The sequence below is a fragment of the Alicycliphilus sp. T452 genome (genome assembly GCF_054512775.1).
The window spans coordinates 127,680-140,529 of record NZ_JBTNEH010000009.1 but is presented as its reverse complement, the minus strand read 5'-3'; the positions used below and the strand labels follow the sequence as shown (position 1 = coordinate 140,529).

Annotated in this window: 14 protein-coding genes; 11 read left to right on the top strand and 3 right to left on the bottom strand. The window is 68.9% G+C overall.

Translation table 11 applies throughout. From position 1 onward, the window contains the following. Positions 1 to 6: 6 nt before the first annotated feature. The 6 genes from ACX12L_RS10510 (at position 7) to ACX12L_RS10485 (ending at position 4,383) form a co-directional block, all read left to right on the top strand. The gene (locus ACX12L_RS10510; protein ID WP_459262489.1) at positions 7 to 993 is read left to right on the top strand and encodes a Bug family tripartite tricarboxylate transporter substrate binding protein; all 987 of its coding nucleotides are present in this window, start codon (positions 7 to 9) and stop codon (positions 991 to 993) included. Between the two features lie 236 nt (positions 994 to 1,229). Beyond that, on the top strand, positions 1,230 to 2,423 hold the full coding sequence (locus tag ACX12L_RS10505) for an aminotransferase-like domain-containing protein (protein WP_459262488.1): 1,194 nt from the start codon (positions 1,230 to 1,232) through the stop codon (positions 2,421 to 2,423). A gap of 1 nt (position 2,424) precedes the next feature. After that, entirely contained in the window at positions 2,425 to 2,625 is a 201-nt protein-coding gene (locus tag ACX12L_RS10500) for a SlyX family protein (RefSeq protein ID WP_094437941.1), read from the top strand. 77 nt (positions 2,626 to 2,702) lie between these two features. After that, a complete protein-coding gene (locus ACX12L_RS10495; protein ID WP_459262487.1) occupies positions 2,703 to 3,704 on the top strand; it encodes an aldo/keto reductase in 1,002 nt (333 codons plus the stop codon). Between the two features lie 2 nt (positions 3,705 to 3,706). Next, a complete protein-coding gene (locus tag ACX12L_RS10490; protein ID WP_459262486.1) occupies positions 3,707 to 4,147 on the top strand; it encodes a CopD family protein in 441 nt (146 codons plus the stop codon). Continuing rightward, positions 4,147 to 4,383 carry a DUF3820 family protein gene (locus ACX12L_RS10485; RefSeq protein WP_459262485.1) on the top strand — a complete coding sequence of 79 codons (237 nt, stop codon included), beginning with the start codon at positions 4,147 to 4,149 and terminating at the stop codon, positions 4,381 to 4,383. Before ACX12L_RS10490 ends, ACX12L_RS10485 begins: the two co-directional genes overlap by 1 nt. Here the strand turns inward: ACX12L_RS10485 and ACX12L_RS10480 are convergent. Together ACX12L_RS10480 and ytfE are read right to left on the bottom strand one after the other, a co-directional pair. Then, entirely contained in the window at positions 4,371 to 4,748 is a 378-nt protein-coding gene (locus ACX12L_RS10480) for a group III truncated hemoglobin (RefSeq protein ID WP_459262484.1), read from the bottom strand. The two genes, ACX12L_RS10485 and ACX12L_RS10480, sit on opposite strands and share 13 nt — an antisense overlap. A 2-nt stretch (positions 4,749 to 4,750) precedes the next feature. Then, entirely contained in the window at positions 4,751 to 5,473 is a 723-nt protein-coding gene (gene ytfE, locus ACX12L_RS10475; RefSeq protein WP_459262483.1) for an iron-sulfur cluster repair protein YtfE, read from the bottom strand. 93 nt (positions 5,474 to 5,566) lie between these two features. Between ytfE and ACX12L_RS10470 the strand changes: the two genes are divergently transcribed. Further along, the gene (locus tag ACX12L_RS10470; RefSeq protein WP_459262482.1) at positions 5,567 to 6,058 is read left to right on the top strand and encodes an RrF2 family transcriptional regulator; all 492 of its coding nucleotides are present in this window, start codon (positions 5,567 to 5,569) and stop codon (positions 6,056 to 6,058) included. A 47-nt stretch (positions 6,059 to 6,105) separates the two neighbouring features. Here the strand turns inward: ACX12L_RS10470 and ACX12L_RS10465 are convergent, their stop codons facing one another. Further along, positions 6,106 to 7,005: an HTH-type transcriptional regulator ArgP gene (locus tag ACX12L_RS10465; protein ID WP_459262481.1), complete on the bottom strand. Its 900-nt coding sequence runs from the start codon at positions 7,003 to 7,005 to the stop codon at positions 6,106 to 6,108. Between the two features lie 70 nt (positions 7,006 to 7,075). Here ACX12L_RS10465 and ACX12L_RS10460 point away from each other — a divergent pair, with 70 nt between their 5' ends. From ACX12L_RS10460 to ACX12L_RS10445, 4 genes are all read left to right on the top strand, one after another. After that, complete coding sequence (locus ACX12L_RS10460; protein ID WP_459262480.1) at positions 7,076 to 7,711, top strand: LysE/ArgO family amino acid transporter; 636 nt, start codon at positions 7,076 to 7,078, stop codon at positions 7,709 to 7,711. Positions 7,712 to 7,868: 157 nt separating this feature from the next. After that, positions 7,869 to 9,791: a PrkA family serine protein kinase gene (locus tag ACX12L_RS10455; RefSeq protein WP_459262479.1), complete on the top strand. Its 1,923-nt coding sequence runs from the start codon at positions 7,869 to 7,871 to the stop codon at positions 9,789 to 9,791. A 45-nt stretch (positions 9,792 to 9,836) separates the two neighbouring features. Continuing rightward, the gene (locus ACX12L_RS10450) at positions 9,837 to 11,105 is read left to right on the top strand and encodes a YeaH/YhbH family protein (protein ID WP_459262478.1); all 1,269 of its coding nucleotides are present in this window, start codon (positions 9,837 to 9,839) and stop codon (positions 11,103 to 11,105) included. Next, the gene (locus tag ACX12L_RS10445) at positions 11,102 to 12,730 is read left to right on the top strand and encodes a SpoVR family protein (RefSeq protein WP_459262477.1); all 1,629 of its coding nucleotides are present in this window, start codon (positions 11,102 to 11,104) and stop codon (positions 12,728 to 12,730) included. The genes ACX12L_RS10450 and ACX12L_RS10445 overlap by 4 nt, the downstream gene beginning before the upstream one ends. Positions 12,731 to 12,850: the final 120 nt, after the last annotated feature.

Genomic DNA, 12,850 nt, shown 5'->3' with positions numbered 1-12,850 from the left:
AGCGCCATGACCTCGCTCACCCGTTCCCGCTTCCTGTCGTGCCTCGCCGCGGGCGCCGCGGCGCTGGCCGCGCCCGCCGCGTTCGCGCAGCAGGGCTACCCCGACCGGCCCATCAAGCTCATCGTGCCCTTCGCGCCCGGCGGCGCGACCGACATCCTGGGGCGGCTGCTCGCCGCGGGGCTGTCGGACAAGCTGGGCCAGCCGGTGATCGTCGAGAACCGCCCCGGCGCGGGCACGGTGGTGGCGGGCGGCCTCGTGGCCAAGGCGCCGCCGGACGGCTACACGCTGTTCCTCGGGGCCAGCTCCACGCTCACCTACAACCCGGCGATCCGCGCGCAGCTGCCCTACGACCCGCTGCACAGCTTCACGCCGCTGGCGATGGTGGCCGACATGGGCCTGGTGCTCGTGGCGAACAACGCCACGCCGGGCAAGACCCTGCAGGAGCTGGTGACGCTGTCGAAGGCCGAGCCGGACAAGTTCTCGTATGGCTCTTTCGGCACGGGCTCGTCGGTGCACTTCGGCGGCGAGATGCTCAAGACCGCCACGGGGCTCAAGGCGATGCACGTGCCGTTCAACGGCAGCTCGCCGAGCCTGACCGCGCTCATGGGCGGGCAGGTGCAGCTGGCGGTGGACACGGTGGTGGCCACCACGCCGCTCATCAAGGCGGGCAAGATCCGCGCCATCGCCACGCTGGGCGCGCAGCGCCTGCCGCTGCTGCCGCAGGTGCCCACGGTGGCCGAGAGCGGCTACCCCGGCTTCAGCGCGGACACCTGGTTCCCCTTCCTCGCGCCCGCCGGCCTGCCCGTACCCGTGCGCCAGAAGGTCGAGAAGGCCCTGGCCGACGTGATGGCCGACCCGGCGGTGCGCGCCAGGCTGGTGGACGTGGGCCTCACGCCCGCATGGGGCCCGGGCAGCGTGGTGACGGAGCGCGTGGAGCGCGAGCTGCCGCAGATGCGCGCCGTGGCGGCGCGCTCGGGCATCCGCGTGGATTGAAGGGAACACCCCCCTGAGGCGCTTCGCGCCTTCCCCCCGCTCTCGCATTGCTGCGCAATGCGGGCAGGGGGACGCAGCCCTCGCTGCGGGGCGGCCCTTGCTTGGCTGCCCGCGCTTGGCGGGCGCCAGTTTTATGCGGCGCGGGTGATGCGCAGCATCGGGGAAAACTGGGATCAAGCCAGGGGTGCGGCGCATTGGCGACAATGGCGGTTTTGCCGACCCGCCATCAACACCCCATGCAATTCGCCGACCGCCTGAACAACGTAGAAACCTCCGCCATCCGCGAGCTGTTCAAGCTGCTGGGCAAGCCCGGCATCATCAGCTTCGCGGGCGGCTTTCCCGACAGCGCCATGTTCGACGTGGACGGCATCCGCGAGGCGAGCCAGCGCGCGCTGGCCGAGGAGCCCGGCGGTGCGCTGCAGTACGGCGCCACCGAGGGCTACGAACCGCTGCGCGAGCAGCTCTCGGCCTTCATGGCCGCCAAGGGCGCGAAGGACGTGGCGCCCGGCCAGCTCATCGTCACCACGGGCAGCCAGCAGGCGCTGGACCTGCTGGGCAAGACCATGATCGGCCCCGGCGACAAGGTGATCGTCGAGGGGCCGACCTTCCTGGCCACCATCCAGTGCTTCCGCCTCTACGGCGCCGACTTGGTCAGCGCGCCCATCGACGGGCAGGGCGTGAAGACCGACGAGCTGGAGCGGCTCATCGCCGAGCACCGCCCCAAGCTCGTCTACCTGATCCCCACCTTCGGCAACCCCAGCGGCGCCATGCTGAGCCTGGAGCGGCGCAGGAAGGTGCTGGAGCTGGCCGTCAAGTACCAGACGCTGATCGTCGAGGACGACCCCTATGGCGACCTGTACTTCGGCGAGGCGCCGCCGCCCAGCCTGCTCGCGCTCTCGCCCCAGGTGCCGGGCAGCCGCGAGCTGCTGGCGCACTGCGGGTCCTTGAGCAAGGTGCTCTCGCCCGGCCTGCGCGTGGGCTGGCTCGCCGCGCCGCCCGAGCTGCTGGCCAAGGCCACGATGTGCAAGCAGTTTTCCGACGCGCACACCAGCACCTTCGCCCAGGCCACGGCCGCGCAGTACCTCCAGGCCGGCCGCATGCCGGGCACCCTGGCCCACGTGCGCGCCGTGTACGCCGAGCGCGCCCAGGCCATGGGCGACGCGCTGCGCCGGGAGCTGGGCGCGGCCGTGGAGTTCGTGCAGCCGCAGGGGGGCCTGTTCGTGTGGGCGCGCCTCACGGGCGCGAACGGCGCGGTGGCGGACGGCGACGTGCTCGCCAAGCGCGCCATCGACAAGGGCGTGGCCTTCGTGCCGGGCGCGCCGTTCTTCTGCGCCAACCCCGACCGCGCCACGCTGCGCCTGTCCTTCGCCACCGCCGGCGTGGACAAGATCCGCGAGGGCGTGGCGCGCCTGGGGCAGGCGGTGGCTTGACATGAAGGACCGACTGGAGGCGCTGGAGGTCAAGGCGGCCTACGCCGAAGACCTGCTCGACCAGCTCAACCTGACCATCTACCGCCAGCAGCAACAGATCGACCAACTGCTGCGCGAGGTGGCGCAACTGCGCCAGCAGGTGCCCGAGGGCGGTGGCGCGGCCGTGCGCAGCCTGCGCGACGAGTTGCCGCCGCATTACTGAGGTTTTGAGCAAAATTGGCCTCCAGCGCCCGCCCAGCAAGCGCTACAAGCTCTTTTTTCGATAGTGAAAGGTTCGCCATGCAATACCGCTTTCTCGGCAAGAGCCAGCTCCAGGTCTCCGCCCTGTGCCTGGGCACCATGATGTTCGGCGACCAGACGGACGAGGCCGAGGCCGCGTCCATCGTCGCCCATGCGCGCGAGCACGGCGTGAACTACATGGACACGGCCGACGTGTACACCAAGGGCGCGTCCGAGGCCATGCTGGGCAAGCTGCTCAAGGGCCAGCGCCACGACTGGGTGCTGGCGACCAAGCTGGGCAACAAGATGTCCGACTGCGTGAACGAGAGCCGCTACTCGCGCGCCTGGATGCTGCGCGAGGTGGAGGCCAGCCTCGCGCGCCTGCAGACCGACCACGTGGACATCGTCTACCTGCACCGCGACTACGAGGACATGGACCTGGAGGAGCCGCTGTACGCCATCGAGGCGCTGCTGCGCGCGGGCAAGATCCGCTACTGGGGCGTGTCCAACTTCCGCGCCTGGCGCATCGCCGAACTGGTGCACGGCGCGCGCCGCATCGGCATGCCCGGCCCCACGGTGTGCCAGCCGTACTACAACCTGCTCAACCGCATGCCCGAGGTCGAGATACTGCCCGCCTGCCGGCATTACGGCCTGGGCGTGACGCCCTACAGCCCCGTGGCGCGCGGCGTGCTCACCGGCAAGTACCTGCCGGGCCAGGCGCCCGAGGCCGGCTCGCGGGCCGGGCGCGGCGACCGGCGCATGGGCCAGACCGAGTTCCGCCAGGAGTCGCTGCAGGTCGCGCAGACGCTCATGCAGCATGCCCAGGCGCGCGGCGTGACGCTGGCGCAGTTCGCCACCGCCTGGGTGCTGGCGCACCGCAGCGTGAGCAGCGTGATCGCCGGCCCGCGCACGCTGGCGCAGTGGCAGGACTACCTGCCCGCGCTGGATTACACGGTCACGCCCGAGGACGAGGCGCTCGTCGACGGGCTGGTCGCGCCCGGCCATCCGTCCACGCCGGGCTATACCGACCCGGCCTACCCGCTGCAGGCGCGCAGGGTGTAGGCATGTATCCCTGGATCTTTTCGCTGCACCTGCTGGCCGCCACGGTCTGGACCGGCGGCCACCTGGTGCTGGCATTGACGGTGCTGCCGCGCGCGCTGCGCCGGCGCAACCCCCAGGTGTTGCTCGACTTCGAGCAGGGCTACGAAAAGCTGGGCATGCCGGCGCTGGCCATCCAGGTGGCGTCGGGCCTGTGGATGGCGCTGCAGCTCGTGCCCGACTGGGGGCAATGGTTCAGCCCCGGTACGGCGCTCGAACGCGCCGTATCCGTCAAGCTGGCGCTGCTGGCCGGCACGGCGCTGGTGGCCGCGCATGCGCGCCTGCGCGTCATCCCCCGGCTCAATGCCCGGACGCTGCCGCTCATGGCCTGGCACGTGGCGGCGGTCACGCTGCTGTCGGTGGGCTTCGTGCTCACGGGCATCAGCTTCCGCTACGGCGGGCTGTGATGGAGATCGCCGGCTGCACCGCGGAGCGCCTGCGGCTGCTGCTGGAACGCGAGATGCCGTTCGGCAAGCACCGCGGCACGGTGATCGCGGACCTGCCCGCCAACTACCTGCACTGGTTCGCGCGCGAGGGCTTTCCGCGCGGCGAGATCGGGCAGCTGCTGGCGCTGATGTACGAAATCGACCACAACGGCCTGCGCGAGCTGCTCGCGCCGCTCAGGGGCGCTCAGCCGAAATAGCCGCGGAACAGGTTGCGCGCGATGCCTTGGGCGGCCTGCTGCAGCTCGCGCGCCACCTCGGGCTCGAACAGGGCGTCGGTCTGCTGCCCCCACAGGCGCAGCCAGATCGCGAAATGCCCGGGCTCCACGCCCTGCACGGCCATGTGCTTGCCGAACACGTCGCCCTTGAAGCTGCGCGCGCCCAGCGCCACCGTGCTCCAGAAGTCCACCATGCGCGCCAGGTGCGCGTCCCAGTGCGCGCCTATGGCGCGGTCGAACAGGGGGCCGAGCTGCGCGTCGGCGCGCACGTCGGCATAAAAGCCGTGCACCAGCGCGGCGATGCTCTCCGAATCCAGCGGGCGCTTGGCGGTGGTGGCGGTGTCCATGCTCAGCTGCAGCCGCAGCCCGAGGAGCCGCAGCCGCCTTGCGCCGCGGCCTCGAACTGCGGGAACAGCACGTTGTTTTCCAGGTGGATGTGGTTGACCAGGTCGTCGCTGAACTGGGCCAGGCCGGCATACAGCGCGCGCCAGGTGTTGCAGGCCTCGCGGGGCGGCGTGATGTCGTCGGTCAGGCGGGCGATCTGCTCCAGCGCCTCGCCATGGTCGGTGTGCTCGTGGCGCATCATGGCGATGGGCTGGCTCACGAAACTGTTGCCGCCGGCGCGCAGCATGGGGAACAGCACGGCCTCTTCCTTGTGCATGTGCGCCGCCAGCTCCTGTTCCATGGCTTCGAGCGCGTCGGCCAGGCCATGCGGGGTGTTCGGGTTGCCGCGGTGCACGGCCTCCACGCGGCGCGCCATGCGCACCAGCTCGGGCAGCTGGGCGCGGTGCACGTCGTGGTAACGTGCGACGATGTGATCGACCAGCTCGGACGGCGTTCCCGCGTCGGGCAGGGTACTGGGGCGCTGCAGCGCCGACAGCTCGTCCACCACGGCCTGCAGGTCCAGGCCCTTCTCGCCGGCGGCCTGGCGCAGGCTCACCTGGCCGCCGCAGCAGAAGTCGAGCTTGAGGCGCCGGAACACGGCCGTGGCGCCGGGCAGCTGCACGGCGATCTGGCCTATGGCCTGGCCGGGGTCGATGGGGGAGGTTGCGGCGGCGACAATGGCGTTCATGGTGGCACTCGTCCTAAAGATTCATTTGATTTGCATATTTTATTCTTTAAAATTCATCGTGTGTGAACCTTTTGGGCCGTTTGCGGCAACACCATGCGACTGACCCAGTGGACCGATTACGCGCTGCGCGTGCTGATGTACTGCGCGGCCTGCCAGGAGCGCGAGCAGCCCGTGACCATCAGCGAGGTGGCCGAGGCGCATGGCATTTCGCGCAGCCATCTCACGAAGATCGTGCAGCAGCTGGCCGCCCAGGGCCTGCTGGACACCACGCGCGGGCGCGGCGGCGGCATGCGGCTGATGAAGCCCGCGCACGAGATCAACCTGGGCGCGATCGTGCGCATGACCGAGACCGACTTCGACATGGTCGAGTGCTTCAACGCCGAGCTCAACCAATGCCGCATGAGCAACCATTGCCGGCTGCAGGCCGTGCTGACGGAGGCCACGCGCGCCTACCTGGCCGTGCTCGACGGGCTGAGCGTGGCCGACTTGGTGGCGCCGCTGCCGGCGGGCAACCCGGGCGCCAGGGCCGCCGCCCAGGCCATGCGCTGGGTGCCGGGCCTGCCGCAGGCCTTGCGTGGTTTTTGAAGAAAAATGGCTGTGGCGCCCGTGTATGAAGCGCTGAAAGCTATGCTTTAAGTAGCAATCTCCAGCCACTGCCGTGCCGCTGCCATCACGCACCGCGTGAGCCGCTCCAGTGCCTGCTGCGCGCTGCGCGGGTGGGCCCAGTACAGGGGCACGTCCAGCGCGCTGCCCGGCAGCAGGGCGACCAGGGCGCCTTCGGCCAGCTGCCGGCGGATGAGCGCCGTGGGGTGCATGCCCCAGCCCATGCCCACCTCGCAGGCGCGCACGTAGCCGTGGTTGGACGGCATGAAGTGCCGCGGCGCGTGCGTGCGCGAGGCCAGGCCGCCGGCCTGCATCCAGCGGTCCTGCAGCCGGTCCTTGCGGTCGTAGATCATCACCGGCGCGCCCGCCAGCGCGGCCGCCGTCACGCCGCCCGCGAAGTGGCGCGCGACGAAGGCGGGGCTGGCCGCCGCCACGTAGCGCATGGTGCCCAGCGGCCAGGTGTTGCAGCCCGCTATCGCCGTGCCCGTGGCGGTCACGGCGGCGATCACCTCGCCCTCGCGCAGGCGCTGGGCCGTGTGTTCCTGGTCGTCGATGCGCAGGTCCAGCAGTTCGTTGCCGCCGGCGGTGAAGGCGGCCATGGCGTCCATGAACCAGGTGGACAGCGAATCGGCGTTCACCGCCAGCTTGAGCGTGGGGGTGGGCATATCGGGCAGCAGCTCGGGGTTGCTGCGGCGCAGCTCGCCTTCCAGCAGCGCCACCTGCTCCACGTGCAGGCACAGCCGCCGCCCCGCGTCGGTGCCCGTGCAGGGCGTGCCGCGCTGCACCAGCACCTGGCCCAGGCGCTCCTCCAGCTGCTTGATGCGCTGCGATACGGCCGAGGGCGTGACATGCAGGCGCCGCGCCGCGCGCTCGAAACTGCCTTCGCGCAGGACGGCGGCCAGGGCTTCGAGTCCGGGATAGTCGAACATGCAGTTTTGCTAAATATGGCTTAGGAATTTGAAGTTTACGTAAACCACGTGCATCCCTACGATCGGACGCATGTGGAACCATGCTGCCGCCGCTTCTTCCTGGCTCGCGGGCTTTACCGTGTGCCTGTCGCTGATCGCCTCCATCGGAGCGCAGAACCTCTACGTGCTGCGCCAGGCGGTGCGGGGCGAGCATGTGCGCGCCTGCATCGCCTGGTGCGTGGCCAGCGATGTGCTGCTCGTGGGCCTGGGCGTGGCGGGCATGGCGCGGCTGCTGGGCGCTTCGCCCACGCTGGCGCAATGGCTGCAGTGGGGCGGCGCGCTGTTCCTGCTGGCCTATGGGCTGCTGGCCTGGCGCCGGGCGTTTTTCGCGCGGGGCGCGGGGCCGGGCGCGGCGGGCGGCCAGCGCGTGGCGCGCGGCCTGCTGGGCGTGGTGGGAGGCCTGGCCGCCATCACCTGGCTCAACCCCCATGTGTACCTGGACACCGTGGTGCTGATCGGCTCCATGGGCGCGCGCCAGCATGGCTGGCTCAAGGCGGTGTTCGTGCTGGGCGCGGCCAGCGCCAGCCTGGCCTGGTTCGCCGCGCTGGCGCTGGCGGGGCGGCGGCTGCAGGGCCTGTTTGCCCATGCGCGCGCCTGGCGCGTGCTCGACGCCCTGACCGGAGCCATGATGCTCGTGCTGGCCTGGTGGGTCTGGCAGGGCGCCTGACCCCGGTTGTCCCGGCGTTGCGAGCGGACGCCATTGTCGGATTTATTTACCTGTTCAAAGCCGGGGCAAGGTGCTACAACGGCCCGGTACGGTAATGGATGCCGAGCAACTTTGCGGCACTGCCCGCGTCACCGGGGTGCCGCCACAGGAGGCCCTTATGGATGCCATCAGCAACTACGCTGCACGCTATGTCCGCCTGCGCGAAGAGGAGATGTCGATCGACGAGTACCTCGCCTTGTGCCAGCGCGATCCCATGGCCTACGGCAGCGCCGCCGAGCGCATGCTTGCCGCCATCGGCGAGCCCGAGATGGTGGATACGAGGAACGACCCGCACCTGTCGCGCCTGTTCGCCAACAAGGTGATCCGCCGCTACCCCGCCTTCGCCGAGTTCTACGGCATGGAGGACGCGATCGAGCAGGTGGTGAGCTTCTTCCGCCATGCCGCCCAGGGGCTGGAGGAGCGCAAGCAGATCCTGTACCTGCTGGGCCCGGTGGGCGGGGGCAAGAGCTCGATCGCCGAGCGCCTCAAGCATCTGATGCAGAAGGTGCCGTTCTATGCGCTCAAGGGTTCGCCGGTGAACGAGTCGCCCCTGGGCCTGTTCGACGTGGCGGAGGACGGCCCGGTGCTGGAGGAGCAGTTCGGCATCCCGAGGCGCTGCCTGCAGCACGTGCTCTCGCCCTGGGCCGTCAAGCGCCTGGAGGAATACGGCGGCGACATACGGCAGTTCCGCGTCGTCAAGCGCTACCCCAGCATCCTCAAGCAGATCGCCGTCGCCAAGACCGAGCCGGGCGACGAGAACAACCAGGACATCTCCAGCCTGGTGGGCAAGGTGGACATCCGCAAGCTGGAGAACTTCGCCCAGGACGACACCGATGCCTACAGCTACTCGGGCGGCCTGTGCCTGGCCAACCAGGGGCTGCTGGAGTTCGTGGAGATGTTCAAGGCGCCCATCAAGGTGCTGCACCCGCTGCTCACGGCCACGCAGGAGGGCAACTACAAGGGCACGGAGGGCTTCGGCGCGATACCGTTCGACGGCCTGGTGCTGGCGCACAGCAACGAGAGCGAATGGAAGGCCTTCCGCAACAACCGCAACAACGAGGCGTTCCTGGACCGCATCTACATCGTCAAGGTGCCCTACTGCCTGCGGGTCTCCGAGGAGGTGAAGATCTACGAGAAGCTGATCCGCGAATCGTCGCTGGCCCGGGCCGTGTGCGCGCCCGGCACGCTGAAGATGATGGCCCAGTTCGCCGTGCTCACGCGGCTGAAGGAGCCGGAGAACTCCAGCATCTTCAGCAAGATGCAGGTCTACGACGGCGAGAGCCTCAAGGACACGGACCCGCGCGCCAAGAGCTACCAGGAGTACCGCGACTATGCCGGCGTGGACGAGGGCATGTCGGGCATCTCCACGCGCTTCGCCTTCAAGATCCTGTCCAAGGTCTTCAACTACGACAGCACCGAGGTGGCGGCCAACCCCGTGCACCTGATGTACGTGCTGGAGCAGCAGATCGAGCGCGAGCAGTTCCCGGCCGAGCTGGAGACCAAGTACACCGGCTACATCAAGGAATACCTGTCGCCGCGCTACGCCGAGTTCATCGGCAAGGAGATCCAGACCGCCTACCTGGAGAGCTACAGCGAGTACGGCCAGAACATCTTCGACCGCTACGTGACGTATGCCGACTACTGGATCCAGGACAGCGAGTACCGCGACACCGACACCGGCGAGGTGTTCGACAGGAACGCGCTCAACGCCGAGCTGGAGAAGATCGAGAAGCCCGCCAGCATCGCCAATCCCAAGGACTTCCGCAACGAGATCGTCAACTTCGTGCTGCGCGCGCGCGCCAACAACCAGGGCAAGAACCCGAGCTGGACGAGCTACGAGAAGCTGCGCCTGGTGATCGAGAAGAAGATGTTCTCCAACACCGAGGAGCTGCTGCCCGTCATCAGCTTCAACGCCAAGGCCAGTGCCGAGGATGCGCGCAAGCACGAGGACTTCGTCACCCGCATGGTGGCCAAGGGCTACACCTCCAAGCAGGTGCGCCTGCTGTGCGAGTGGTATCTGCGCGTGCGCAAGAGCAGCTGACAGGGGCCCGGCACCGACGCGCCGGGCCATGCATGGGGGGCACAGATGGCATTGCATATCATCGACCGCAGGCTCGCAGGCAAGAACAAGTCGGTGGGCAACCGCGAGCGCTTCATCCGCCGCTACAAGCAGCAGATTGCCGATGCGGTGCGCCGCGCCGTGGACAAGCGCGACATCCGCCACATCGAGCAGGCCGAGAACATCTCCATCCCCAGGAAGGACATCCGCGAGCCGGTGTTCCGCCACGGTCCCGGCGGCATACGCGACACCGTGCATCCGGGCAACAGCGACCATGTGCGCGGCGACCGCATCGCCCGGCCCCTGGGCGGCGCGGGCGGGGCGGGCTCGCAGGCCAGCGACAGCGGGGAGGGGGAGGACGACTTCACCTTCACCCTGTCCAAGGAAGAGTTCATGCAGCTCTTCTTCGAGGACCTGGCGCTGCCGCGCATGCTGCGCACGCACCTGGGCGACACGCCGCAGTACAAGACGCGCCGCGCCGGCTACAGCCACGACGGCACGCCGCACAACCTGGCGGTGCTGCGCACCATGCGCGGCGCTCTGGGCCGTCGCATCGCCCTGACCAAGGCGCCGCACCGCGAGCTGCAGGCGCTGCAGCAGGAGCTCGACGCGCTGCTGGCGCAGGACGACGGCACCAGCGAGGCCGTGGCCGAGCTGCAGCAGCGCATCTGCGCCCTGAAGGAGCGCATGGACAAGGTGGCCTTCCTCGACCCCATAGACCTGCGCTTTCGCAACCGCGCCAAGGTCCCCGTGCCCAGCAGCCAGGCCGTGATGTTCTGCGTGATGGACGTCTCCGGCTCCATGGACCAGGAGCGCAAGGACCTGGCCAAGCGCTTCTTCATCCTGCTGTACCTGTTCCTCACGCGGCACTACGAGAAGATCGACATCGTCTTCATACGCCACCACACCCAGGCCGCCGAGGTGGACGAGGACGCGTTCTTCCACTCCACCGAGAGCGGCGGCACCGTGGTCAGCAGCGCCCTGGTGCTGCTCGACCAGATCATGCGCGCGCGCTATCCTGCGGGTGACTGGAACATCTACGTGGCCCAGGCCAGCGATGGCGACAATTTCCACGACGATGGCGGCAACTGCCGCAGCCTGCTGGCCGACAGGATCCTGCCCCTGGTGCGCTACTTCGCCTACGTGCAGGTGGCGCAGGAGGAGCAGAACCTGTGGGATGAATACAGCCAGCTGCCGCCGCTGTTCCCGCACTTCGCCATGCGCAAGGTGTCCGGGCCGGGCGACATCTACCCCGTGTTCCGGGACCTGTTCAAGAAAGAGGGGGCCGCGGCATGAATCTCTCCCAGTACCCCGTGCTGCAGCGCCGCGCGGGCCACCATTCCTGGAAGCAGGCCGTCGCCGGGGAACGCCACCAGCGCGGCGTGCCCCGCGCCCCGCTGCCTGCGGCCAAGCGCCCCGAGCACCCCCTGCCGGACCCCAGCGACTGGACCTTCGAGCTCATCGAGCGCTACCACGCGGCCATCGCCGCCACGGCCGAGCGCTACGGCCTGGACACCTATCCCAACCAGCTGGAGGTGATATCGGCCGAGCAGATGATGGACGCCTACGCCAGCGTGGGCATGCCCGTGGGCTACCGCCACTGGAGCTACGGCAAGGAGTTCCTGGCGACCGAGCGGCGCTACCGGCGCGGCCACATGGGGCTCGCGTACGAGATCGTCATCAACTCCAACCCCTGCATCAGCTACCTGATGGAGGAGAACACCACCGCCATGCAGGCGCTGGTGATCGCCCACGCGGCCTACGGGCACAACAGCTTCTTCAAGGGCAACTACCTGTTCGGCATGTGGACGGATGCGGGCAGCATCATCGACTACCTGGTCTATGCCCGCGACTTCGTTGCCCAGTGCGAGGAACGCTACGGCCTCGATACCGTGGAGCAGTGGATCGACTCCTGCCACGCCCTGTCCAACCTGGGGGTGGACCGCTACCACCGCCCGTCCAAGAAAAGCCTGGCGCGCGAGCGCGCCGAGCGCGAGCGGCGCGAGGCCTACGCCCAGCAGCAGGTCAACGTGCTGTGGCGCACCCTGCCGGCGCGCCCGGGCAAGGACAGCGCGGCGCAGGAGAGCGAGCGCTTTCCGAAGGAGCCGGAGGAGAACATCCTCTACTTCATCGAAAAGAACGCCCCCCTGCTGGAGCCCTGGCAGCGCGAGATCGTGCGCATCGTGCGCAAGATCGCCCAGTACTTCTACCCGCAGCGCCAGACCCAGGTGATGAACGAGGGCTGGGCCACCTTCTGGCACTACACGCTGCTCAACACCCTGTACGACGAGGGCTGGCTCACCGACGGCGTGATGATCGAATGGCTCTCGTCGCACACCAACGTGATCTACCAGCCGCCCGCCGGGCACCGCGCCTACGGCGGCATCAACCCCTATGCGCTGGGCTTTTCCATGTACCGCGACATCCGGCGCATCTGCCAGGACCCCACCGAGGAAGACCGGCGCTGGTTCCCCGACATGGCCGGCACGCCCTGGCTGCCGGCGCTGCACCACGCCATGCAGAACTTCAAGGACGAGAGCTTCGTAGGCCAGTTCCTGAGCCCGAAGCTGATGCGCGACATGCGCCTGTTCGCCATCCACGACGACGCCAGCGAGCGCGAACTGCTGGTCAGCGCCATCCACGACGAGGACGGCTACCGCCAGCTGCGCCAGACCCTGTCGCAGCAGTACGACCTGGGGGTGCGCGAGCCCAACATCCAGGTCTGGAACGTGAACCTGCGCGGCGACCGCTGCCTGACCCTGCGCCACACCCAGTACCAGGGCCGGCCGCTGGCCGACGACGCGGTCGAGGTGCTCAAGCACGTGGCGCGCCTGTGGGGCTTCGGCGTGCAGCTGGAGACCGTCGGCGGCGACGGCGAAATGCCGGTGCTGCTGCACAGCGTGGCGCCGCCGCCGGCCTGAAGCGCGTTTTTACCGAAATTGGCCTCCAGCGACCGTCCCGCAAGCGCCGGCAGCTACTGAAACGGTAGTAAAAACAAAAAAGCGCTGCCCGTGGGCAGCGCTTCTTGTCGGACGAAGGGG

Coding starts and splice junctions, on each gene's coding strand:
- ACX12L_RS10505 (WP_459262488.1), top strand. CDS start 1,230: ATGCAATTCGCCGACCGCCTGAACAACGTAGAAACCTCCGCCATCCGC.
- ACX12L_RS10455 (WP_459262479.1), top strand. CDS start 7,869: ATGGATGCCATCAGCAACTACGCTGCACGCTATGTCCGCCTGCGCGAA.
- ACX12L_RS10480 (WP_459262484.1), bottom strand. CDS start 4,748: ATGGACACCGCCACCACCGCCAAGCGCCCGCTGGATTCGGAGAGCATC.
- ACX12L_RS10485 (WP_459262485.1), top strand. CDS start 4,147: ATGGAGATCGCCGGCTGCACCGCGGAGCGCCTGCGGCTGCTGCTGGAA.
- ytfE (WP_459262483.1), bottom strand. CDS start 5,473: ATGAACGCCATTGTCGCCGCCGCAACCTCCCCCATCGACCCCGGCCAG.
- ACX12L_RS10470 (WP_459262482.1), top strand. CDS start 5,567: ATGCGACTGACCCAGTGGACCGATTACGCGCTGCGCGTGCTGATGTAC.
- ACX12L_RS10510 (WP_459262489.1), top strand. CDS start 7: ATGACCTCGCTCACCCGTTCCCGCTTCCTGTCGTGCCTCGCCGCGGGC.
- ACX12L_RS10500 (WP_094437941.1), top strand. CDS start 2,425: ATGAAGGACCGACTGGAGGCGCTGGAGGTCAAGGCGGCCTACGCCGAA.
- ACX12L_RS10465 (WP_459262481.1), bottom strand. CDS start 7,005: ATGTTCGACTATCCCGGACTCGAAGCCCTGGCCGCCGTCCTGCGCGAA.
- ACX12L_RS10495 (WP_459262487.1), top strand. CDS start 2,703: ATGCAATACCGCTTTCTCGGCAAGAGCCAGCTCCAGGTCTCCGCCCTG.
- ACX12L_RS10450 (WP_459262478.1), top strand. CDS start 9,837: ATGGCATTGCATATCATCGACCGCAGGCTCGCAGGCAAGAACAAGTCG.
- ACX12L_RS10460 (WP_459262480.1), top strand. CDS start 7,076: ATGTGGAACCATGCTGCCGCCGCTTCTTCCTGGCTCGCGGGCTTTACC.
- ACX12L_RS10445 (WP_459262477.1), top strand. CDS start 11,102: ATGAATCTCTCCCAGTACCCCGTGCTGCAGCGCCGCGCGGGCCACCAT.
- ACX12L_RS10490 (WP_459262486.1), top strand. CDS start 3,707: ATGTATCCCTGGATCTTTTCGCTGCACCTGCTGGCCGCCACGGTCTGG.